Source organism: Enterobacter sp. Li2LvB3 (genome assembly GCF_056156645.1).
Window position 1 is genome coordinate 38,969 of record NZ_JBSICG010000030.1, and the last position, 21,629, is coordinate 60,597.

Sequence of the window (21,629 nt, forward strand, 5' to 3'; positions counted from 1 at the left end):
CAACCGAAATCAAGTCGCAGTTGGGGGCATAAGTGGGGGCATTCTGTGTTCGGTCCAGGGAGATGCCCCCAATGAAACTTAATGCGAGACAGGTAGACGCTGCTAAACCCAGAGAGAAAGCCTATAAGCTGGCAGATGGTGCTGGTTTGTATCTTGAGGTTGTTCCCTCTGGTTCCAGATACTGGCGGATGAAGTATCGCTTCAATGGAAAAGAGAAACGCCTGGCTTTCGGTGTCTATCCAGCAGTGTCGCTTGCGCAAGCAAGAGCACTGCGTGACGACGCCAAGAAAAAGCTGGCTGAGGGTATCGATCCATCTTTTGCCAAGAAAGAAGAAAAGCTGGTTCGCGATGTGCAACTCAACAACACGTTTCAGTCTGTGGCACTTGAGTGGCACGGTACGAAGGTGAGCCGGTGGTCAGAAGGCTATGCCTCCGATATTATTGAAGCTTTCAATAAAGATATTTTCCCCTATATCGGCCAACTTCCGGTGAATGAAATCAAACCACTGGTTCTGCTGAATGTGCTGCGTCGAATGGAAAGCCGTGGCGCGACAGAGAAGGCTAAGAAGGTTCGCCAGCGCTGCAGCGAAGTCTTTCGTTACGCCATCGTTACTGGCCGTGCGGAATACAACCCAGCAGCGGATCTAACCAGCGCGATGTCAGGGCATGAATCGAAGCATTATCCCTTCCTTACTGTTGAGGAGCTACCAGACTTCTTTAAAGCTCTCGCAGGCTACACAGGAAGCCCGTTAGTTGTTCTTGCCGCTCGTCTGCTGATCCTTACGGGAGTTCGTACTGGCGAGCTCCGAGGTGCTTTCTGGAGTGAATTTGACCTTGAGAAAGCGGTGTGGGAAATCCCTGCTGAGCGTATGAAGATGAAACGGCCTCACCTTGTCCCCCTATCTACCCAAGCGCTGGAAATCGTACAACAACTCAAGGTGATATCTGGGCAATATCCACTGGTATTCCCAGGGCGAAATGATCCCCGCAAGACGATGAGTGAAGCGAGTATTAATCAGGTGTTCAAGCGGATTGGATACACGGGGAAGGTAACGGGGCATGGTTTTCGCCACACGATGAGTACGATTTTGCATGAGGAAGGATTCAATACGGCATGGATTGAAACCCAGCTTGCGCATGTTGATAAGAATGCGATTCGTGGGACGTATAACCATGCGTTGTATCTGGAAGGGCGAAGGGAGATGATGCAGTGGTACGCTGATTATATTGATAAGCTTCTCAGTTCATCGACAAAAAGTTAGTGGTTGTTCACCCGCACCTGAAGGTGCGGGGAACGCAATTCTTTTGTTTTTTGTTTGTTCTATAACCTTCTGGAATATTTAACGCGCTGCATAGACTTTTGCGTGAAGCGATCCAGTACTCATCAATGATTGAGGCCAGGAAAGACATCATCGAATACTTGATGCAATACTACAATCGGCAAAGCCCACATCAACACAATGGTGGCGTTGCACCTGTTGATGCCGAGAATCGGCTTAACTTACTGTCCGGAATTAGTTGACAACTACAAGTACTTTCGCCCCAGAGCCACCTGGAGTGCCTCCTTATCCAGCATGGCTTCGGCAAGCAGCTTCTTGAGTCTGGCGTTCTCTTCCTCAAGCGACTTTAGGCGATTAACCTCGGGCACCTCCATACCACCATACTTCTTACGCCAGGTATAAAAGGTGGCGTCGGAAATGGCGTGCTTGCGGCAGAGCTCACGGGCAGAAACCCCGGCTTCAGCTTCGCGGAGGATACTGATGATCTATTCGTCGGAAAAACGCTTCTTCATGGGGATGTCCTCATGCGGCCTATGAAGACATTACTAACATCGCGGTGTATTAAGCAACGGGGAGCAGGTCAACCCCATGATTTCTGAGTTGCTGATTTTAATGCAATCATACGTTTTTACTACAAATTATGGTGGGAGAATTAGCATGAGATCTGTGTAATTCTTATTCAGAAACTCAGGTGATGGGTTTTAATTAACTAAACTTATTAAGGACGCTCTTACCCGTGATGCGTCCTTCTTTTTTATTACCGACATATTATGCTCAGTTATAGTGCACAAGCATTATTTCTGTGCAAAGATCCTCCATGAAGTTCCGTGGTTTGCTTTTTTTTTATTTTTTTGATAAAAAATAGGATGTTTCAAGCTGCATTGAGACAGAACATAAAAATGCAGACAAAGTCGTATCATTCTCTAATTGGTCAAGCAATCATAGTTTACAGTATGTGAGAGAGTCGATGCTGAGAAACCTTAACCGAGACAAGTCGGTTCTTTTACGAGCAAAGAGGATGCTTATAAGCCCTGATTCAGGGCGAGACGAAATGCTTCATCAGCTCGTTGAACTCACTAGTAATGCATTACAAATCCCGGCATGCTTTATCACAATTCCTGATGATCAAAAAAACCATATTATTGCTTTCAACAATAAGAAATTAGCTAACTCCCACCTGACAACCCGCTTTTGCTGTAAGATTGTGGAGAAAATTTCTCCTCTTATAGTTCCTGATGTCAGCTCTGATACCGCTTTATCCGATGACACAACGATAGCAGACGCGCCAGATCTCCTTTTTTTTGCGGGGATTCCCCTGAGAAATTATGAGGGAGCGGTACTTGGTACTTTATGTGTAGCTGATACTACTCCTCATACTTTCAATAACAAGAAATACAGCATACTGACATCATCGGGAGAGTTGGTCGAGTCGTTTCTGGAGTTCTGGCATTCTGCCGGGTTGATTGATCCTTTAACTGAATTACCAAATCAGCAATGCTTGATACGCGATCTCCAGAATTTGACTATGTCTGACGATAGTGCATCGGGACGGATTATTGTATTGGAATGTTTCGACATTGGGCGTACCTATGAGTTCGTGCGTTCAATGTCATTTGGACCAGTCGAAAGGCTGCTGCGAAACGTTGTATATCTTCTGCGCTTGCACTTGTGTTTAACATCCGAAGAGACACTCTATTCTATTGCGGTTGGACGGTTTGCTCTTATAACGAGTCATCAAAGTAGGATGACTGCTAATTCCGTATCAAGAGCACTCAACGGCCTCAAAGCAGAACTCGGAAATGGGCTTGCGATCACGATAAAACCTTATGCGGGTGAAATCTTTTTCACAGCGGGTCACATTCCGGCACAGGAGCTCATTCGTCGAGCCCTTAGTGCACTGCATGAGGCTATTGCTCTTAACTTACCAGCTTTTAATTTCAGTGAAAAAGAGGATCAACGCCGAACTCAAGAGTTTATGCTGATGACCGATTTATCGTATGCCCTCAAGCATGATTCCGGACTCTGGTTGGCTTACCAACCAAAGATTTGTCTGCACACTGGTAAACCAATTGGGCTGGAAGCACTTATACGTTGGTGTCATCCAACAAGAGGTGAGCTATTACCTTCAGAATTCGTCTCGTTGGCAGAACAAACAGAACTTCTGACAGAACTTACTTCATGGATTGTTGACCGGGTTATTAAACGCCTATCGCGACTTCAAGGGAGTGCAATCCAGCTTCCGGTAACGATCAACATTAGCGAACGAGATTTCGCTCGTAATGGATTTGCTGAACAGTTATCAGAGAAAATGATGAATCAGAAATTACCCCTGTCACTTTTTGGTATAGAATGTCTGGAAACGGAGAAAATACTGGATAATCCTGTCGCCCTGTATGGATTGGAGATACTGAAATCCAAAGGAGTGAATATTTCGCTTGATGATTTCGGCGCTGGGTATAGTAATATCAGTTATCTGAGACGTATGCCTCTGGATACTATCAAGCTCGACAGGTCGCTTATTGTTGAAATAACTTCAAGTAAAGAATCGCGAATTATTGCAAAAAGTATTATTGATATGCTTAAGAAGTTACATTATACCGTTCTAGCTGAAGGGGTGGAGGATGCATCGACAGTTGAAGCATTGAAGGATCTCGGATGTGATCAGGCACAAGGCTATTACTTTTGTAGACCATTATCGGAAATAGACCTTGATAAAATACTGGAGGCAAAGATAGATAAATTCGAATAAAAAGTTTACTGTAACTAATTATTATGTGTTGTCACTCATGTCTCCTGAACCCTTCTTTATCTGCAATAATTACTACATTACGTCCGGCACCTTTAGCTTCATAAAGAGCTTCGTCAGCGCGTCGTAGTAAAACCTGAATATCACCAGCACAATCAGCCAGAGAAGCTATACCCGCAGAAACAGTCACATGCCCAATATAGGGGAAATGCTCAATATTTATTTTCTGACGAATACGTTCAGCAATAGCAGATGCGTCATGAATGTTTGTATCAGGCATAAGGAGTATAAACTCTTCTCCACCAAACCTGCTAACTATGTCATCATTGCGGCAGGATTCTTTTAAAATAGCTGCCAACATAATCAAAACGTCATCACCAGCATCATGACCAAAGCTGTCGTTAATTTTTTTGAAATGGTCTATATCAAATGAAACTACACATACTTCCTTTGCATTAAGAATTTTTTCAGATAGCCGCTGGAACCCTCTACGGTTGTAAATACTAGTTAATGGGTCAGTGAGGGCATCGTCGGTCAGTTCAGCGACCTGCGCTACGGTGTTGCGAAGGTGCTCACCAACTGCATCTCTTAGCTGACTTGCTTCATAATACCAAATATCTACTGTTTCAAGATGGTGTACACCACCATCATCTTCGCCTCCTTTTCGTACAATGTTTGCCAATTTTTCTAAAGGAGATGCAACTCTCACACCTAGAAAGATCATCACACTTCCCACAATAATGATGATGGCCAAAATGAACCAGAACGTTTTTTTGATCATCTGAAAAAGTAGATCATTCACTGTTCTTTCTGCGCCGGAAATAAATATATTCCATCCGGTTTTTGACAAACTGGCATAGCCTTCCTGTTGAGTTTTCCCATTATTAATTACAGTCAGTATCCCGCTCATATTTCTGCTCATATATTCCTTCAATGAAGGTGCTAAGTTCATTTTAGTTCCTATCAGTGAGGATTCATGGCTGAAGATGATTAGGCCATTATCGCTGACGATTCGTATATTTGTACCCGTCGGATAGAAATGTTGGCTTAAAATATCACTCAACATGCTCTTTCTTTTGAGATAAATGCTACCACCAATAAACCCTAAATACTGTCCTTTATCAGAGAAAATTGGCTGTGAAAGGAACACAACATGATTACCTGATGCTGAAATGAAAGGTTCTGAGATGAAAGATTTCTTCGTCGTAATGGCTATAAGACTGGCTCCTGAGGTTAATGTTCTGCCAACCAGTTTTAAACTTTCTGGCGAAGTTGCAGCAACAACTCTGTTACTGTTTACTATTACAACTGAGTTGAAAAATCCAGACTGAAGACGCAGACGATCTACCTCTTCCCGGAGTTGTTGTATATTGGTGAGCCCATTGAGTTGGCTGGCACTCCAGTGAAGCTCACTTAAGGCGCTACTGAGATAGCGGTCAGTTGTATCAGCTAGTTTGCGAGCGTACGCAATATTGTTCTGCATAATGCTCTCTGCAATATTGACTTTTTGATAAAAAGTTAATGCGCCCAAAAGCAGGCTGGAAGTAAGTAATACTGATCCTAACGAAAGAGTGATCAGAAGTGTTCTGAGACGTATCTTTTTATGTGGCATCAGATAATTCGTAAGTATAGTTTGGTTGCTATACCCCATCTTAATTCGAAAATCGTGGTGTGACCATACACTCCTCCTTTCATCTTGAAATTGTATTACTATGTTCTGGCTTAGATTTGACAAAGCCCATGTAGTCCGATTCCTCCTATGTTCAAACTATTGGGCTGGACTGTCTACCGGTCTGGGAACAGTCCAATATCCAGACCGACAATACTAGTATAACCATTTGATTTTAGATATTAATTTATGGTGACTCAAAAATCATGAACGATGTTTGTATTTATAATTACTGAACGATTTGTGTTATCTGATTCTTACCAATAATCTTTCCCGTTTTGTTTTCAATCGTAAACAAAATCGACACGTCATCCTGGCCCTCAGGCGTTGCCGTAAGCGTTTTAACCATCGTTCCCGAATCTGCTCTGATCGTCATCGTTTTCGTGCCTTTTGCCAGCACCTTGTCGCGCTGCGTGATGCGCCAGCTCAGGCGGCATTCGCGGCACGGTTTCCAGGTGTCGTTGATGGCCCACAGACGCACGATCGCCGCCGCTCCGGATTGCCACTGCGCGGTGACCGGTTCAATGGACGGCAGAACAGGCTGGTACGCACGCTGGAGCGCGTAAAACCCGGCCTTAGGTTTACGCAGGTAGTCCACCACGCCCCAGTTGATGGAGGGCCAGGTTTCCACGAACATGAAGTGAAACAGGGCCGTCACCGGCTGGTAGCGCTGTCGACGGTAGCTTTCTGCCGCCGTGGCCACCAACTGCGACTGATACGCCTGAGTATTGCGGATCATCGCCTGAATGTTGTCCCCGCGCGAAATACCAGCAAACTTAAAGGTCTGGAAGGGCTGAAAATTATGGTATTTCCAGACGGTCCAGCCGGGATCGTCTGCGGCGGTCGTTTTTGGCCAGAGCGACGCCGCCGGGATGATGGTTTTTAGCGTCGATAAGCGGGGAAGCGCCTGCGCGCCGAACTCGGTGATGATCCCCGTTTTAGCCGGAACAAGCAGGTCGCGCATGGAACCAAAGTACCAGCCCGCCCAGTAATGCTCCTCAACGGCGGAGAAGCGGTGCACGATGCGGGAGGTATCTTCGGCAAGCGTATCCGCTACCCGCTGCGTGAGCTCGCGATTCAGATCTTTATTCCAGTCCGGGAAGCGTTTTTCCATCCACGGCGAGTTCCACGGCGGTTCGTTGTGGCCACCCCAGACGATGATGGAGGGGGAATTTCCGAACTGTTCTATCATCACCCGCGTCTGTCGAACCGCATTTTCCGTGAAAGCAGAACTGTTGTTGTAGCCCCACTGCAGCGGAACATCCTGCCAGATCATCATCCCCATCTCATCGGCTACGTCATACAATGCACGTCCGGCAACGTGTCCGTGCACGCGTATGGCATTGGCGTTCATTGCTTCAACCAGACGAAGATCGCGTCGGTATTTTTCTCGCGTCATGGTGCTGAGCCAGGGGGAGCCGATGTAATTGCTGCCCTTAATGAAAAGGCGTTTGTCGTTAATGAGCCAGCCCTTATTGTCGGGCTGCTCGACGAGCTTGCGCAGCCCGGTGCGGGTGACCGCCGTATCCATCAGGCCTTTTTCATCCCGCAATGCCACGCGAATGCTATACAGGTGGGGTTTTCCGGTACCAACGGGCCACCACAGTTTTGCCTTCGGCATGGGCAGCGTCACCTGCACGGAATGGGCGCCGCTTTCGAGGGTAACCGGAAAGTCAGCCTGGAAGCGCTTGCCGATGAAATTGGCGGGCGTGGCGGTGAGCCGCACGGTCGCCGGGCCCTGGCCGAGCGCCCGATAGCGAATATCTGCTTTCAGCGCGGGGTGCGTCAGCCCCTGTGACCAGTCTGGCCGCACGATGGTCTCATCTAGGGTAGCGCCCCGGCTAAGATGCAGCCTCACCGGTGCCCAGATGCCGCCCGAGTTGGCGTCCTGTCCTTGCGGCGACCAGGCCCCGCCGGGACGGGTGTCATGCTGGTTAAGGATCCCCTTCATGAGCGTTTTATGCAGCGGCCAGACCTTATTGGGATCTTCGTAAGGGCTGTCCACCCTGACCACCAGTCGGTTATGACGTTGTAACGCCCGGCTGGCATCCAGCGAAAAGCGCTGAAAATAGCCCTCATGCTGGCCGAGCGGCTGGCCGTTCAGGGTGACCTCGGCCAGGTAATCGACGCCGTCAAACACCAGGGTGCTCATTACGTCGGGCGGCTGCACGGGCAGGGAAAAGGCGTGATTGTACCACAGCGCGCCCTGATGATCGAACCCGGCGCTGTACCAGTTGGCTGGAACCTGAAGCGGGCGCCAGCCTGATGCGGCAGGATGTGCGCTATTATTGGCGTCCTGAACCTGCCATTCTCCAGCAAGAGACCAGCTGACCGGCGCGGAGTTCGCCACAGTGTGGGTGGTCAACAGGGTAAAGAGCAGCGCGCAGTTGCGAGCGTTCATGCGTTTACCCCGCGTGCGTTGAGCCACGCCATCAGGCGCAGCGATTCCTTCTGAAGCAGCTGGTTTAGCGTCGCAAGCTGCTGCCCCTCCAGCGTGTGCGCCTCGCTTTCCAGCACCTGTAGCTGTTGCGCGAGCGTGCTGAAGTCAAGGGTGACGGCTTCTCCCCGTAGCTTGTGGACCGCGCGGCGCAGCGTGTCGCGGTCATCGCTGTCGATAGCCCGGGTGATGACCTTCATGGCCTCCCCCAGCCCTTCGCCAAACAGGGCCAGCAGCTCCTGCACCAGGGCAGGATCGTCAGCGCACTGCTTCAGCAGGCGAGCTTCATCCGGAAAACCGGAGGAATCTTCGTGGCGCTGGAGCACACGAGCAATCTCTTCAGCGAGACGCTCCTGGCTGATGGGTTTGGCAATGTAGCCGTCGAAACCCATGTTAAGACAGCGCTCTTTGTCCCCCTGCATGGCGTGTGCGGTCATGGCGACGGCGGGCTGAGCCGGGCCGGGGCGGGACCGTTCTTCTTCACGCAGCAGGCGAATGGCGGTTTCACCGTCCATCTCTGGCATCTGAAGGTCGATCAGCAAAACGTCCCACCCGCCCGCCCGCCAGCGTTCCAGCAGCGCGACACCATTATCGACGCTCTGACAGGTGTGCCCGAGTCGCTCAAGCAGGCGCGAGGCGACCTTCTGGTTAACCAGATTATCTTCCGCCAGCAGGACCCGAAGTTCCGTGGCTGCTGGCGAGCCGACAGGCGTGGGCGTGCTTTCACACACGGGCGCCGGCGAACGTTCAAACGCTGCGGCAATCGCCTGATATAATTCATCCTGGTCGATAGGTTTATGCAGATAGTTCTTGATACCGATCCGCTTCAGCATATTGATATCAAAATGTCGGCTCATGGAGCTCAGCATGATGATGTGGCTCTCAGCAATCTGCGGCAGCACCGAAAGTTCGAGGGCCAGCGACACGCCGTCCATATCCGGCATCTGCGCGTCCAGCAGGATCAGGGGCCAGGCACTCGCTTTAACCCGGTTGATGGCCTCGCTGGCGTTATTAACGCAGGTGGGTTTCAGCCCCATCTGGCTGAGCATGGCGGCCAACAGCCGCAGGTTGGTCGCGTTATCATCCACTACCAGCACGGGTTCCCCGTTAAAGCGATGGCTATGCTGCCGTTCCTCCGGGCCAGGCGCCTGGGTCGCAAGCGGCAGCGCGAAGGAAAATTCGCTGCCTTTCCCTGGCTCGCTGGATACCGTTAATTCGCCGCTCATCGCTGCGACCAGTCGCGCAGAGATGGTTAGCCCGAGCCCCGTGCCGCCGTAGCGGCGGGTGGTTGAGTTATCCGCCTGGCTGAAGGCCTCAAAAATGACGTTCTGCTTATCCGCCGGTATGCCAATGCCGCTGTCGCGCACGCGAAAACGCCATCGATCTGCACTATCAGCGGGCTCAACAATCAGGATGATTTCTCCCTGATGGGTAAACTTCAACGCGTTGCCCAGCAGATTGGTCAGGACCTGGCGCAGCCGCGCACCGTCGACCAGCAGCACGTCGGGGACGTCGGGTGCAATATCGACCAGTAGCTCGATGCCTTTTTCGCTCGCCCCTGGCATGTGCGGGCGAATCAGTGAATGTATAAAAGGACGAATATTAACCGGTCCGGAGTCCAGCACCACTTTGCCCGCTTCAATACGGGAAAAGTCGAGAATATCGTTGATGATATGCAGCAGAGACTGGGCAGAACTCATCACCAGCGTTAGGTAATCGCGCTGATCGGCACTGAGAGACGTATCCAGGCACAGCTGGGTCATGCCAATAATGCCGTTCATAGGGGTGCGAATTTCATGGCTCATATTCGCCAGGAACGCGCTTTTCGCCTCATTGGCTTTTTGTGCCTCTAGGGCCGAGGCGAACGCCTGAATCTCAGCCTCCTTGCGCCGCGTAATATCCTGCAGCGTGCCAATCACGCGCTCGGCGTCTCCCTCAATGGAGAGCGTGACCACTTGGCCGGAGAGCAGCATCCAGCGCAGTCCTTCGGTAGGGTGATGCGCGCGAATTTCACATTCAAAGACCGGGCGGTGTTCCTGCTTCGAAGCGTCCAGCGCATTGTGCAGCGCAGCGCGATCGTCCTCGTGGACCAGGTTGAGCAAAAAGTGCACCGGATATCGCCACCGGGTGCGCGACTGGCCCAGCATGGCAAGCAGGGTGTCGTTCACCTGGAGCGTGTCGTCGGAAACCTGCCAGTCCCAGATCCCGATATGGATGGATTCCGCCGTCAGCAGAAAGTCGTCATGAAGCTGATGGCGCGCCCGCTGCGCCTCATCCAGCTCGGTAATATCGCTGTGCAGGCTGACAATGCCGCCGTCCGCAAGGCGCTGATGCTGAACGAAGATACGCCGCTGGCCCGCCTGCCGCACTTCGCAGTGTTTATCCTGCCGACAGTTGCGCACGATCGACTCGCGCAGCGTCTGGCGAAGGCTTGGATCGACGTTGTAAACGGCGTCGATAAAGCGTTCAGCCAGCGACTCCAGCGTTGTGCCCGCCTTCAGCCACGGGGTAATGACCGGATAAAACAGGGCCACGTTGTGATTCCAGGCCTGCAGGCGTTCCTCGCGGTCATAAATCATGACGGCCGCCGGCAGCGCGTTAAGATCGTACGTGAATGCGCTCATCGTAATCCTCCTACGCGCGGTAGTGCAGTTCTGCCTGTCGGCGCAGGTATTCCAGCCCTGGCGCGATCGCCATGGCCCAGGCCGTCAGGACTTCATCGTCGCACTGCGGATCGCGCAGGCTCACCGCGTTCAACATCGCTTCGCGCCACAGAGCGAAAAAACGCGGGGGAAGGTGGAGGCCGTCGTCGCTTTGCTCCCGCGCCAGGCGCTCGAGAAAATCAGGCACGATCAGGGCGCCGTCTACCGCAAGCATGGCGAAGAAACTCTTAAACAGAGTCTGCTGACCCTCGCTATCCGGCTGGCGGGAAAAATGCTGCTCAGTATCGGGGGACATATGAACGAAGGCATCATAGAACGTCTGAAAAAACGCCGTTTTATCATTATCCGGAAAGACGCGGTTCAGGCTGGATTCAAACAGATCGCGGTAAAATTTCACGGCGTCCTCCTTGCGGCGTTTTCGCCCGGTAGACAGTGGCCGATAGACGTGTATTCCTCTGCCAGACGGTGTGAAAAATAGCTCTCTTTCTTCGACCGACGCACGTCAAACAGCGGCCCGGCGTTGTGTTTAAAGAAAAGGGCTTCCAGAACTGTGGCATTGGTCGAGAGGGTTAAGGCAGCGTTGGTATCGCCCGTGGCTTCCTGGCGGCCTTCGTACCAGCCTTTTTGCGGATCGTTAAGATGCTTTGTCACCGCCATCAGCACGTCGGTGTATGGGGTGTCCCAAAGGGCCCACAGGGCAAAGACCGCTTTGGTCGATACCTGCGCGAAACGGGTGTAGTCCCGTCCATCGTCACCGACAGAGTTCCAGGCATAGCCATTTCCCCAGACCGTATCCTGAATATGCCAGGGGGCCTGCAGGAGCGAGAAATCTGCCCTGGCCGTCATGATTTTATCGGTCTCCCAGCGGCTCTTCTGGCTCAGCCAGACGTTTTCGGCCTGCTTGCGCAGGTGCTTTTGCCGATCGGCCGCAACGCCTTCGGGCTTCCAGCCAAACTCCAGGCCCGGCAGCATATAGGGAAGGGTGGTGATCAGGGAGGGCTGCCACGTGGTGCGCGGATCCCTGGCATCGACGGCCAGACGCCGCTGGGCGATGATGACGTGGTGCGCCGGGGGCGTAAACGCTTTCTCCGGGGAAAATCCCCACAGCTGAAACGCCGTTGCGGCATATTCGCTATCGCCCAGGCGCAGCTCCTCGCGCACCACCGGCTGGCCGTTTTGTAGGGAAGATGACCACAGTTCGCCTTCACGATCGATGACCGGACAGAAATTCCACCGCAGGATGATTTTATCCAGGTACTCGCTGTACTGCGGCTCCCGCTCTGCGGTGAGGCGCAGGGCGAGCATCAGGCGCGCCATATCGCGTGCGGACCAGCCATTTTTAACGGGCTTGCCGCTAAAGTCGATCGGCGTCGCCGTCTGGCTGGAATAGAGTCGACCCGGCGTCCGGGCCTCGGTCAGCATCAGGCGGTTAAGGGTGCCCATCAGCCGCGTCAGGCGAGCGTCATATTCGGCCTCATCAATCAGCCCCAGCTCTTTTGCCGCCAGCAGGGCGATAAGCGTATCGCCCATTTGCCAGAGCGTGACGCGGGGCTGTTTGTCGCTTCCGTTGACCAGGCCCGTTTGCGGCTGGGTATTATTGACGAAATAGCGCCAGGCGATCGCCGCCCATTTCCGTTCTTCCGGCGTCAGGGCAGCGATACGCGCGCTGGAGTGCCAGCCGCCATTGATTAGCCAGCGCCAGCCAGCCCCCTGATGGCCAAACAGAGCAAAGATGACCACACCTGTGAGGATTAATCCCGCGAGCCCTCTGGCTAAGGTTTTAAGCATTGCGCAGTCACCGGAGGCAGTTTAACCGGCACGTCCGCGCTGCATGACGCGCACTGACAGGCCTGGCAGGCGGGTTTGGTGCGCTGCGTGACGCCGGTCCGGTCGCACCAGCTTTTTACGGCCGGCGTGCTGGTCAGGAACGGACGGCTACGAAGCGCGTTATTCTCTTCAAACTGATCGAGCAGCTTTTGATCCCACAGCGACGGAGCAAAATCCTTGCTTTTCGGGTTGTCGGTATTGAAGGCCAGCAGTTTGCCCTCTTTTTTGAACAGCAGGGATTCCAGCATGATGCCGTTATTGTTCGCGGTGAACTCCTTGATCGGCCCGTCGCCGTTTTCATACAGCCCTTCGTAGTAGCCTTTTCCCTCTTCGTTCGCATTTTCAATGGTGTTCAGCAGGCGGTCGGTATAAGGCGAGTTCCACAGGACCCACATTCCCAGCGCCGCCTTCAGTGAAATGGCTGCAGCGTTAGGGACGAATTGTCCTTTGTCGGTAATGGTGTTCCAGTTGTACCCGTCGCTGAAGACGGTGTCATAGACGAAGTATGGCGCTTTATCGAGCTGGTGCTCAGAGCGCGCGGTGAGGACACCGGTGATGGTATAGCGGTTCTCCTGAGCCTGATAAACCCGATCGGCAAAGTTTTTCATCCACGTCAGGGAGTAGTCGCGCGGGGCGTTATCACGGTCGGTCGGCTTATCGAAGCCGAACTCCAGACCGTAGAGCAGGTAGGATTCCGTCACCACGTAGTTATGCTGAGACGTGTTGCGCGGGTCGCGTGAATCATACGGAACCAGCACGCAGTAAATCTCGGCCAGCTCGTATGGCTGCGGACGGCTGGCTTTACAGGTATTAAACCCCCACAGCTGAAAACCTGCCGCGCCGTACTCTTCATAGCCCAGGCGGCCTTCCTGAACATACTTCGGCTGGCCGTTCTCCAGATAGGCCCCGTACAGCGTGCCGCAGGGGTCGATCGCATGGCTGAAATCCCAGCCCAGCACCACGTTATCAACGCTGTTGCCGTATTCCGGGTAACGCTCTTTGATGATTTTCAGCCAGACCAGCATTCGCCCGATATCCAGCGCCGAGAAACCAATTTCACCGGGCTTGTTGGTGTAGTCCACTTTCTGGCCGCTGATGGTGTTATAGGCCTTGTTGGGCAGCTCGTTGCGGAACAGTACCAGGGTGTTTAACGTGGCGAGGAATTTTAGCATCCGGCGGTCAAATTCCGCTTTATCAATGATCCCCAACTCGCGCGCCGCCGTCAGGGCGGCCAGATAGGAGGCGCTGTCCCACATGGTGGTGGAGGGGTATTTGTTGACCGCATTCACCAGGCCCGTCGTGGGCTGATAGTTGGAGACGAAATACTGCCAGGCGTTTTTCGCGATGGTCATCTCTCGGGCGGTCAGCTCGCCGCTGCGTGGGGAGTAGCCTGATGCAGGCAGCCCGGTGTCCGCACGCACGGTCGATAAGGCCAGCCAGAAGATCGTTATTCCCGTGAGCAGGTGGAAAAGGATCGGGGATCGTGGCTTCATGGCGTTGCTCCTGCGGGAGTGGATGAATGAGTGGCTGTGGAGAAGCAGGCCAGACAGAGCATCTGGCCATGCGAGATGTAAGACAGACTTTCCAGCACGATGGCATTGGTATCGGCGTCCACGACGGCATTGACGCTGTTGTTGAGATTTAACCCGCGCTGCCAGCCTTTACCCGGAACCTGAAGCGGCAGAACCTGCTGGCGCAGCGCTTCGCTCCAGCTGTTGCGGAACAGGGCGTACCAGGCAAACGCGGTGCGTGTGGAGGTAATCGCCACCTTCTCCGGCACCTCGTCGCGCAGGTTGCGCGCCTGTACCGGCTGCCTGTCCGGCAGATCGTTAACGTAATCCGGCGCGGGTTCGGCATAATCCGTGCTGACGGGGGGTTTTGGCGCGCGCAGGCCGTGGCGCCGCTGCTGGATCTGCATAATCCGCCACGCAATTTCAGCGCTCTGGGCATCAAAGCCCAGCTCAAGACCGGTTAACAGATAGGGCAAACTGATCAGCGAAGTTTGCTTGCCCCATGGCGTGCGAAGCCCTTCATCGGGCACCATTACGCCATCCAGATCGATCATCTTTTGCCCTTCAGGCGGGTTGGTCACCGCGAGTCCTGCCGCGCTGTCAATCAGGCGCAGCGTATGGCTGGCATAGAGACGGTAGCCAAAAGTGTTCTGCTGTTCATCGTCGGCCAGCGTCCAGTGGTGGAGCGGCACCGCAGCCTGGCTTTGGGTGTTATTTTCAATCAGCGCCGCGGTGCGCCACACGCTCAACAAATCGCGGATGGCCGCCGCGTGCTGCGGATAGCGCCACAGCAGGGTCTGTAATGCCGTCAGCAGCCGGCTCAGACCGATTGCGGAGGCGTCAGGTTTGCCCAGAATCTTGAGTGTGTCAGCATGGTAATACGCGGCAGGGAGGCCTCGCTCGTTGAGCGGCAGCTGCCCCAGCGTAAACAGGGCCGTGCTGACCCTTTCGTCAAACTCATCGGTGGAAATGATGTTGAGCTGCTGTGCGGCGGCAGTCGCAAACAGATAGCTCCCCACGCTCCATAGACTCAGCCACGGTTCACCGTCGCTGGCGTTCGCCAGGCCGTTTGGCTGGGTATTATTCACGTAGTATTGCCAGGCGACCCGCGCCCAGATGGCTTCGTCATAGGTCAGCGCCCGTTTTGTGGGCAGCGGCGGAAAGTCTTTACTGAGCGCGATGCCGCCGCTACTTTCCACGCGCGTGGGCATCTGCTTCTCCACCCAGACCACAATGGCAAAGCCGAGCAGGAACCCGAGCAAAATGGTGAGGTAGCTGCGAGCGGGCAGCAGGGCGTCACGTATCCTCATTGGGTGACCTCGTCCTCTTCGGCGGGCGTCCACATGGCCGCGAAAATCAGCGGCAGCATGGCGGCGATGTTCACCCCTCCCCAGAAAATATTGATGACGTAACCGGAGGGATCGTCCACCTGCCCACGTGCCACCTGGAAACCGCCCCAGACAAGCCCTGCGAGGGTGAGCACCACGATGGCAATCTGCGGCTTCACCAGGTAGAGAAAACGGCCCGTCTGCCGCTCTTTTGGCGTGACGTGAAATTTGATCTGTTCGCCCCGCAGCACCGTATTGAGCGCGCGCAGGTTCATGGAAAAGAAGGAGAGGTATGAGGCCCTGCCGTCCCAGGCCGAGATCCCCCAGGTCCCGAACATAAAGGCCAGCTCGGAGAAAATAAAGAACGGGAGAAAGTGGAGATAGAACGGCGTCGACCAGGCGGACACCGGCGGAATGCCGGTGAACAGATAGATAATGGGTGAAATCAAAAACACCGTGTTCCACACGCAGGCCATGTATGACCAGAAGGTGGTGGCATACATCAGCGTCTGGGGCAGAGAGAGCCTGAAGCGGCGACGGCTGAAGATGTTGTCATGAAACAAAATATCCAGCGAACCGGCGGCGTACTTAAAGCGCTGGATCATCCAGGTGAGCATATCCTGCGGAGAGAGCATCTTCGACTCAACCCGCGGATGCATAACCGAGCGCCAGCGTCGTGCGGCGTCACCGTGCAGCAGCACCGAGGTGTAAATATCTTCCGAGACGTGGAATTTGTAGGGGGTAAGTTCGGTGTCAAATGCCACGTGCGGACGCATTGCATTCTGCAGCGCGTCCCGGGTCTCCTCATCGCGAATGTCGCGCGTATGACGATGGATCTCCTCTTCGACGGACCAGACATAGCTTCTCAGCGCGGCCTGCATGACCGCCTCGCGACGGTGAATGGACGCCGCGCCACAGCAGAAAGCCCCGTTCGCCCAGTTGCGCCGCCGCAGGATCACGTCATAGAACATGCGCGGATCGTTAAAAAACGGGTCGCGGCCTACGGTGATCGGGCCAACACATTTTTGAATCATCCAGCCCAGGCCGTAGCCCACTTTTCCGGCTTTTCGCTGGCCCCAGCGCGACAGATTTTCTCCTTCCGGAAGATCGAAGAACCACTGCGGCGTCTGCACCCAGGCCACGTTCGGATCGCGAAAATAGCCCAGCGTATGGCTGAGCAGGGTGGGAAATACGCGGGTATCGGCGTCGCAGATAACAATGAAATCGCCGTCGGTTTGCTCAAGGCCGTTGCGCAGGTTGCCGGCCTTAAAGCCGATGTTGGTCTGGCGAGTGATATAGTTAACGCCTTCCTCTTCACAAACGGCTTTCATCTCCGGGCGGCGGCCGTCATCAAGCACGTGGATGCGGTAGTCAATCGGGAACGGGTACGCCATCTTCAGGGCGTCGCGAATGGACAGCCTGACCAGCTCGGTGTCTTCCGAGTAGGTGGCAATGAACAGATCCACCTTGACAGGGCGGGGCTCTACGGCCTCCTCAGGCGACAGACATTCGTTAATTTCGCCGGGCGGCGGACTCTGAGGAGGATCCTGTTCTTTCCACAAATTGATGGTAAACAGCACGGTGCCAATCCACGCCAGGGTTTCGGCGAGGACCAGCGGAATGGCATACCATAATGCGTCAGTATTCAGGGAGGCGGTCCAGCGCCAGTAAATATAATTGGCACCCAGAATAAGCGCCGCGACCGCTAACACCTGCCAGGTCATCATTACCCAGCGCGGTGTTGTTAACGGTTCCGGAGGACGACGATGTTCAAAACGGGAAAAATAAAAATCCATAGTTCCGGCGTTCCTGATTCTGATAAAACCAGACACATTGTCTATTAGAGTTGATTACAGACCGGCAAAAATAATGAATTAACAGTTATTAAGGTAAGTATAGAATGTAAAAAGGTTTTTCCACAAACATTTTACCATCATTTAGCAAGGCTTAAGCTAACTTAAGCTGTGATTACTTTATACAACATGCCTGTTTGTATTGCAGGTGCTATTTTTTTAGAGTATTAAATCTATTAATGGCACTTTTCCAAGTTAAGGATAGCGTATGAGCCATTTTGCGCCTTCGATTACTCAAGAAGATCTAGCCAAATCAAAATCATGGCGGTATGCCATTGCAGGGGGCAGGGACCTGAGAATTGACTTTATGCGCGGCATTGCCCTCGTCATGATGGTCGTGGCGCATACGGAGGTGATGTCGGTATTTAATATATTCTCCTGGGAGCGTTTTGGGTTAACAACCGGTGCAGAAGGTTTTGTTATTCTCTCAGGCTTTATGCTGGGAATGCTGAACCGCGCGCGTCTGCAAAAAGTGGTTTTGCTCACGGTTTCCTGGGGACTTTATCTTAGGGCCTGGAAAATATATCGCGTAAATATCATTATCATAGTGTCATTTATTCTCTTGGCCTATATTCCATATATTAACGTTTTCGAGGCCACCCATTTTACCGATCGTTTTTCGGGTCAAAGCTGGTCGCTTTATCCTGTTACGCCGCAAATTAAAGAGACCTGGTTCAACATTATCCTCTATTTGCAGATTGGCCCCCATCAGACGCAAATTCTGGGGCTGTATATCTTTTTGCTGCTCTTTAGCCCGCTATTTTTGGGGATGCTGCAGAAAGGGAAAGTCTGGTGGCTGCTGGGGCTGTCGCTGCTGGTGTACGGCCTGTGGCAGCGCTGGCCGCTTCGGCTGACGCCGTCGGAGTTCGAATTTGCCTTCCCGCTGCTCGCCTGGCAGTTCATCTTTGTGCTGGGCATGGCCAGCGGCTGGTATAAAGCCGAGCTGATCTCTTTCGCCCGTACGCAGCCGGGAAAAGGGGTAGTGATCGCACTGGTGCTGGTATCGCTCGTACTGGGATTTGTTGCCCAGAACCATACCAACCCGTTTATGCCTCCTGCGCTACTCATGCACGTCATCCCGCCTGACAGCTTCAATACGTTTTATCATTCCTGGGCGGCGAAGAATGGGCTGGGCCCGGTGCGGGTGTTAAACGATATCGCCCTGATGATCACCGTCTACCTGGTGCTGACGTTTTGTTGGACGCCGCTCAACCACCTGCTGGGATGGTTTCTGATCCCGCTCGGCCAGCACTCGCTTTATACCTTTATTTTGCATGTGTACGTGGTGCTGCTGGTGAGCCAGTTCATCACCTTCGACTTATGGCGTCATGCCTGGATAGAGAACACCTTAGTGCATGCGGCGGCACTGGGTATTTTGTGGTTGATGGCAAAATACGACGTCGGCGCACGCTGGATACCTAACTAAGGATGGCGGTTATGCGCGAAAAATGGCTTCTGGCGGGCGTGCTGCTCGCAGCGATACCCACCGCGGAGGCGGTGCAAAGCAGTGAAAATGAATCTCTGCGCGATAAGAACGGTGAACCCGTTCAGGCTGGCGTTTTTACCAGCCGCTGGGGGCGCCTGTTCTCGGGTAACGACAAGAAATTCTCAGGTGCGCTGAGCTTTAGCTCTGGACTGAAAGAGCAGTGGATGAGCATTCCGAACAGTTCAGACACCGCCACGGAAAAGAAAAAGATTAACCAGACGCTGAATCTCAGCCTTCAGTATTCTCCCTACAGCTTCTGGTTTGCCAACATTACGTCCCGACTGCCGGTCAGAGACACCAGCCGCTACACCGCCGATTTTCGCTACAGCTTCGGCTACGATGACTGGCACGCCAACACGTTGAGCCTGGTTTACAGCAACTACGGCGATAACCACTTCTGGACGTCGGGCAGCCGGAGACATACCTATTTCGAACAGGGCGCCTTCACGCTGGCCTATAAGTTTTCGCTACCTAAACCGGTTGAAAACACGCTCCTGCTTAACAAAGGGGATTCCATCATTTGCCAGGTCGGGTACAGCTGGGTGCCGCGCTACTACGACCTCAGCAGCGATGACATCCGCAAAAATAAAAACGTCATGCTCGGCGGCTGCGGCTACACCTTCAAACAACATTTCTTCGTTCGCGCGACGGCGTTCTGGTTCCCGGACAGCAGCCAGCAGCAGCCCTGGAACGGCGATTACAGCTACAGCTTTGGCTATGCGGGCTATACGCCGGGTTCGTTCTCCATCCAGTACGCGAACTATGCGGGAACGCGCTATCCGGGGCATGGCAACGGGAATGCAAAATTAAGGGAAGGGACCGTGAGCCTCATCTGGTTCTTACCGCTATAGGAGGGATGTATGTCGGAGCTGCACGTGTTAATCGTTGAAGATTCGCTGATTTATCGTCGGTTACTCTCCCGAATGCTATCTCAGTGGGGGTATATCGTGAGCGAGGCGGAAAATGGTGTTGCCGCACTGGAAATCTTGTCCAGCCAGCCCGTCAGCATGGTAATAAGTGACTGGGAAATGCCGGAAATGGACGGCTTAGCCCTCTGTAAAGAGATCCGTAGCCGAGAATGGGGTCACTACGTGTATGTCATCCTGCTAACGGCGCGTGAGAATTCGGGCGATTTGACGTTGGGCTTTGATGCCGGAGCCGATGAATTCTTAAATAAACCCGTAGAGCAGGACGAGTTGCGGTCGCGATTACACGCTGGGGTACGCATTTTGACGCTGGAAGCGACCCTTGCGGCGCGCAATAAGCATCTGAGTGAAGCGTTGCATCAAATTGAACAGGATCTTGAACTGGCGGCGCACGTCCAGCATTCGGTGCTGCCTTCGCACCGCGTACGCTTTGGTGACTACATTTCCGACTGGCTTTTCTTGCCGTCTGCCTGGGTATCGGGTGATGTCTTCAATATTTTTGCTCTGGATTCGCATCTGGGGTTTTACTGCGTTGATGTGTCCGGTCATGGTGTGGGGGCCGCGATGATGTCCCTCGCGGTGGCGCGTCAGTTCCTGCATGGCAGGGTGGTGGATCGCTTTCTGTTTACCGAAGAGGGGGGCATTAGGTCTCCTGCGGAGGTCGTCAGAATCCTGAACAGCCGCTTTTGCAGTGAAGAGAGCGACATCACCAGCTATTTCACCATCATCTATGGGGTGCTCGACCCCGAGAGCGGACGAGGGGTGTTTTGTCAGGCCGGGCATCCAACGCCCGTCATTGTGAACGCAGACAGCGCCGTCACGCCCGTGGGCGATGGCGGCCCGCCTGTCGGGCTGATGCCCGACCTCAGTTGGGAAGACGTGGCCTTTACTCTCAATCCCGGAGATCGCTTATGCTTATTCAGTGATGGCATCACGGAGTGTGAGAACGTCAGTGGCGAGCAGTTTGGCCCGCAGCGTCTCGAACGCTGGCTTCATGAGCATGCCCGGCTCCCGGTTGACCGGCTCCTGCCGCGGTTCGGTGACCACCTGACCAGCTGGCGCAACGCAAATCGTGATGAACCGACCGCCTTAACCGATGACGTTTCACTGCTCGTGATCGAGCGTCAGGGAGAACAGAATGATTATTAACATCGAACGACTACCGCACGCCAACATTCTCACGCCCGCGGTCCGGCGGCTGGATGCCTCCGTTGCCGCGACGTTTAAAGCGTTCGTGACGGAGGAAATTGGCGACGATCGCAAGGCCTTGATTGTCGACTTCAGCAAAGTGGATTTCATCGACAGCAGCGGGCTGGGAATGCTGGTGTCGTTGTTTAAGCTGATGAATGGGAAAGGCGACATGGCGCTGTGCTCCCTGAACCCCGGGATAATGAATATGTTCACCCTGACCCGCATGGATCGCATATTCCGTATCTATCCGGATAAAAGCAGCGCGCTTGCGCAGCTGGGGCAGTAGATGCAGACGCCGGTGCAGGAAGAATTTCCGGCGGTGCTCGGTTCCCTGATGCCGCTGGCCGGCTGGCTGGAAGCGCGGCTGAGCGCGCTTCCCGTAGATGATGAGTGGCGTTTCGCGCTCGATCTCGCCGTCTGTGAGGTGGCGACGAATATCATCTGCCACGCGCTGCATGAGGATGCCTCGTGCGCATTCAGCGTACGGTTCGACATCCGCGGCAGCGATGTCTGCATTGTTTTTACCGACGCGGGTGAAACGTTCCCGTTGGAGCGGCTTGAGGCCGCCAGGAGAGACCGTTTCTGCGAAATATCTCCTCTTCTGGAGAGTGGAAGGGGATTAATGCTCATACTGCTAAGTATAGATTTTTTCAATGTTGAACGAAAAGATAATCAGAACACCACATTACTTGTGAAACACCTGTAAAAAACT

Annotated in this window: 15 protein-coding genes and 1 pseudogene; 7 read left to right on the forward strand and 9 right to left on the reverse strand. The window is 53.5% G+C overall.

Annotated elements, in window-relative coordinates:
- Positions 1-71: 71 nt before the first annotated feature.
- A complete protein-coding gene (locus ACS603_RS20555; RefSeq protein ID WP_474944799.1) occupies positions 72-1,262 on the forward strand; it encodes a tyrosine-type recombinase/integrase in 1,191 nt (396 codons plus the stop codon).
- Between the two features lie 266 nt (positions 1,263-1,528).
- On the opposite strand, the pseudogene ACS603_RS20560 reads toward ACS603_RS20555, so the two are convergent.
- Positions 1,529-1,765: pseudogene (locus tag ACS603_RS20560) on the reverse strand (transposase); the annotation flags it as partial.
- A gap of 482 nt (positions 1,766-2,247) precedes the next feature.
- On the opposite strand from ACS603_RS20560, the gene ACS603_RS20565 reads away from it, so the two are divergent.
- Positions 2,248-4,029, forward strand: a complete 1,782-nt coding sequence (locus tag ACS603_RS20565) for a sensor domain-containing diguanylate cyclase (protein ID WP_474944800.1) — start codon at positions 2,248-2,250, stop codon at positions 4,027-4,029.
- Positions 4,030-4,060: 31 nt separating this feature from the next.
- Here the strand turns inward: ACS603_RS20565 and ACS603_RS20570 are convergent, their stop codons facing one another.
- The 8 genes from ACS603_RS20570 to ACS603_RS20605 all read right to left on the reverse strand — a co-directional run bounded on the left by ACS603_RS20570 (position 4,061) and on the right by ACS603_RS20605 (position 17,257).
- Positions 4,061-5,638 carry a sensor domain-containing diguanylate cyclase gene (locus ACS603_RS20570; RefSeq protein WP_474944801.1) on the reverse strand — a complete coding sequence of 526 codons (1,578 nt, stop codon included), beginning with the start codon at positions 5,636-5,638 and terminating at the stop codon, positions 4,061-4,063.
- 286 nt (positions 5,639-5,924) lie between these two features.
- On the reverse strand, positions 5,925-8,096 hold the full coding sequence (locus ACS603_RS20575; RefSeq protein ID WP_474944802.1) for a glycoside hydrolase family 2 protein: 2,172 nt from the start codon (positions 8,094-8,096) through the stop codon (positions 5,925-5,927).
- Positions 8,093-10,756 carry a hybrid sensor histidine kinase/response regulator gene (locus ACS603_RS20580; RefSeq protein WP_474944803.1) on the reverse strand — a complete coding sequence of 888 codons (2,664 nt, stop codon included), beginning with the start codon at positions 10,754-10,756 and terminating at the stop codon, positions 8,093-8,095. The genes ACS603_RS20575 and ACS603_RS20580 overlap by 4 nt, the downstream gene beginning before the upstream one ends.
- 10 nt (positions 10,757-10,766) lie before the next feature.
- On the reverse strand, positions 10,767-11,192 hold the full coding sequence (locus ACS603_RS20585; protein ID WP_474944804.1) for a globin family protein: 426 nt from the start codon (positions 11,190-11,192) through the stop codon (positions 10,767-10,769).
- The gene (locus ACS603_RS20590) at positions 11,189-12,583 is read right to left on the reverse strand and encodes a DUF3131 domain-containing protein (RefSeq protein ID WP_474944805.1); all 1,395 of its coding nucleotides are present in this window, start codon (positions 12,581-12,583) and stop codon (positions 11,189-11,191) included. The genes ACS603_RS20585 and ACS603_RS20590 overlap by 4 nt, the downstream gene beginning before the upstream one ends.
- Positions 12,568-14,115, reverse strand: coding sequence for a DUF3131 domain-containing protein (locus ACS603_RS20595; RefSeq protein WP_474944806.1), 1,548 nt, complete (start codon positions 14,113-14,115; stop codon positions 12,568-12,570). Before ACS603_RS20595 ends, ACS603_RS20590 begins: the two co-directional genes overlap by 16 nt.
- Positions 14,112-15,443, reverse strand: coding sequence for a DUF3131 domain-containing protein (locus ACS603_RS20600; RefSeq protein ID WP_474944807.1), 1,332 nt, complete (start codon positions 15,441-15,443; stop codon positions 14,112-14,114). The genes ACS603_RS20595 and ACS603_RS20600 overlap by 4 nt, the downstream gene beginning before the upstream one ends.
- Positions 15,440-17,257, reverse strand: coding sequence for a glycosyltransferase family 2 protein (locus tag ACS603_RS20605; protein WP_474944808.1), 1,818 nt, complete (start codon positions 17,255-17,257; stop codon positions 15,440-15,442). Before ACS603_RS20605 ends, ACS603_RS20600 begins: the two co-directional genes overlap by 4 nt.
- A gap of 265 nt (positions 17,258-17,522) precedes the next feature.
- On the opposite strand from ACS603_RS20605, the gene opgC reads away from it, so the two are divergent.
- From opgC to ACS603_RS20630, 5 genes are read left to right on the forward strand one after another with little or no spacing between them, the layout of a single operon-like run.
- Entirely contained in the window at positions 17,523-18,740 is a 1,218-nt protein-coding gene (gene opgC / locus ACS603_RS20610; protein ID WP_474944809.1) for an OpgC domain-containing protein, read from the forward strand.
- Positions 18,741-18,751: 11 nt separating this feature from the next.
- Complete coding sequence (locus ACS603_RS20615) at positions 18,752-19,651, forward strand: hypothetical protein (RefSeq protein ID WP_474944810.1); 900 nt, start codon at positions 18,752-18,754, stop codon at positions 19,649-19,651.
- A 9-nt stretch (positions 19,652-19,660) separates the two neighbouring features.
- A complete protein-coding gene (locus tag ACS603_RS20620) occupies positions 19,661-20,875 on the forward strand; it encodes a PP2C family protein-serine/threonine phosphatase (protein ID WP_474944811.1) in 1,215 nt (404 codons plus the stop codon).
- Positions 20,865-21,203, forward strand: coding sequence for an STAS domain-containing protein (locus ACS603_RS20625; protein ID WP_474944812.1), 339 nt, complete (start codon positions 20,865-20,867; stop codon positions 21,201-21,203). The genes ACS603_RS20620 and ACS603_RS20625 overlap by 11 nt, the downstream gene beginning before the upstream one ends.
- Entirely contained in the window at positions 21,204-21,623 is a 420-nt protein-coding gene (locus ACS603_RS20630; RefSeq protein ID WP_474944813.1) for an ATP-binding protein, read from the forward strand.
- The last annotated feature ends 6 nt before the right edge of the window (positions 21,624-21,629 follow it).

What these genes read in the sequence shown, in the direction of transcription:
- ACS603_RS20555 (WP_474944799.1), top strand. Translation starts at nt 72, where the DNA reads ATGAAACTTAATGCGAGACAGGTAGACGCTGCTAAACCCAGAGAGAAA.
- ACS603_RS20565 (WP_474944800.1), top strand. Translation starts at nt 2,248, where the DNA reads ATGCTGAGAAACCTTAACCGAGACAAGTCGGTTCTTTTACGAGCAAAG.
- ACS603_RS20570 (WP_474944801.1), bottom strand. Translation starts at nt 5,638, where the DNA reads ATGCCACATAAAAAGATACGTCTCAGAACACTTCTGATCACTCTTTCG.
- ACS603_RS20575 (WP_474944802.1), bottom strand. Translation starts at nt 8,096, where the DNA reads ATGAACGCTCGCAACTGCGCGCTGCTCTTTACCCTGTTGACCACCCAC.
- ACS603_RS20580 (WP_474944803.1), bottom strand. Translation starts at nt 10,756, where the DNA reads ATGAGCGCATTCACGTACGATCTTAACGCGCTGCCGGCGGCCGTCATG.
- ACS603_RS20590 (WP_474944805.1), bottom strand. Translation starts at nt 12,583, where the DNA reads ATGCTTAAAACCTTAGCCAGAGGGCTCGCGGGATTAATCCTCACAGGT.
- ACS603_RS20595 (WP_474944806.1), bottom strand. Translation starts at nt 14,115, where the DNA reads ATGAAGCCACGATCCCCGATCCTTTTCCACCTGCTCACGGGAATAACG.
- ACS603_RS20600 (WP_474944807.1), bottom strand. Translation starts at nt 15,443, where the DNA reads ATGAGGATACGTGACGCCCTGCTGCCCGCTCGCAGCTACCTCACCATT.
- ACS603_RS20605 (WP_474944808.1), bottom strand. Translation starts at nt 17,257, where the DNA reads ATGGATTTTTATTTTTCCCGTTTTGAACATCGTCGTCCTCCGGAACCG.
- opgC (WP_474944809.1), top strand. Translation starts at nt 17,523, where the DNA reads ATGAGCCATTTTGCGCCTTCGATTACTCAAGAAGATCTAGCCAAATCA.
- ACS603_RS20615 (WP_474944810.1), top strand. Translation starts at nt 18,752, where the DNA reads ATGCGCGAAAAATGGCTTCTGGCGGGCGTGCTGCTCGCAGCGATACCC.
- ACS603_RS20620 (WP_474944811.1), top strand. Translation starts at nt 19,661, where the DNA reads ATGTCGGAGCTGCACGTGTTAATCGTTGAAGATTCGCTGATTTATCGT.
- ACS603_RS20625 (WP_474944812.1), top strand. Translation starts at nt 20,865, where the DNA reads ATGATTATTAACATCGAACGACTACCGCACGCCAACATTCTCACGCCC.
- ACS603_RS20630 (WP_474944813.1), top strand. Translation starts at nt 21,204, where the DNA reads ATGCAGACGCCGGTGCAGGAAGAATTTCCGGCGGTGCTCGGTTCCCTG.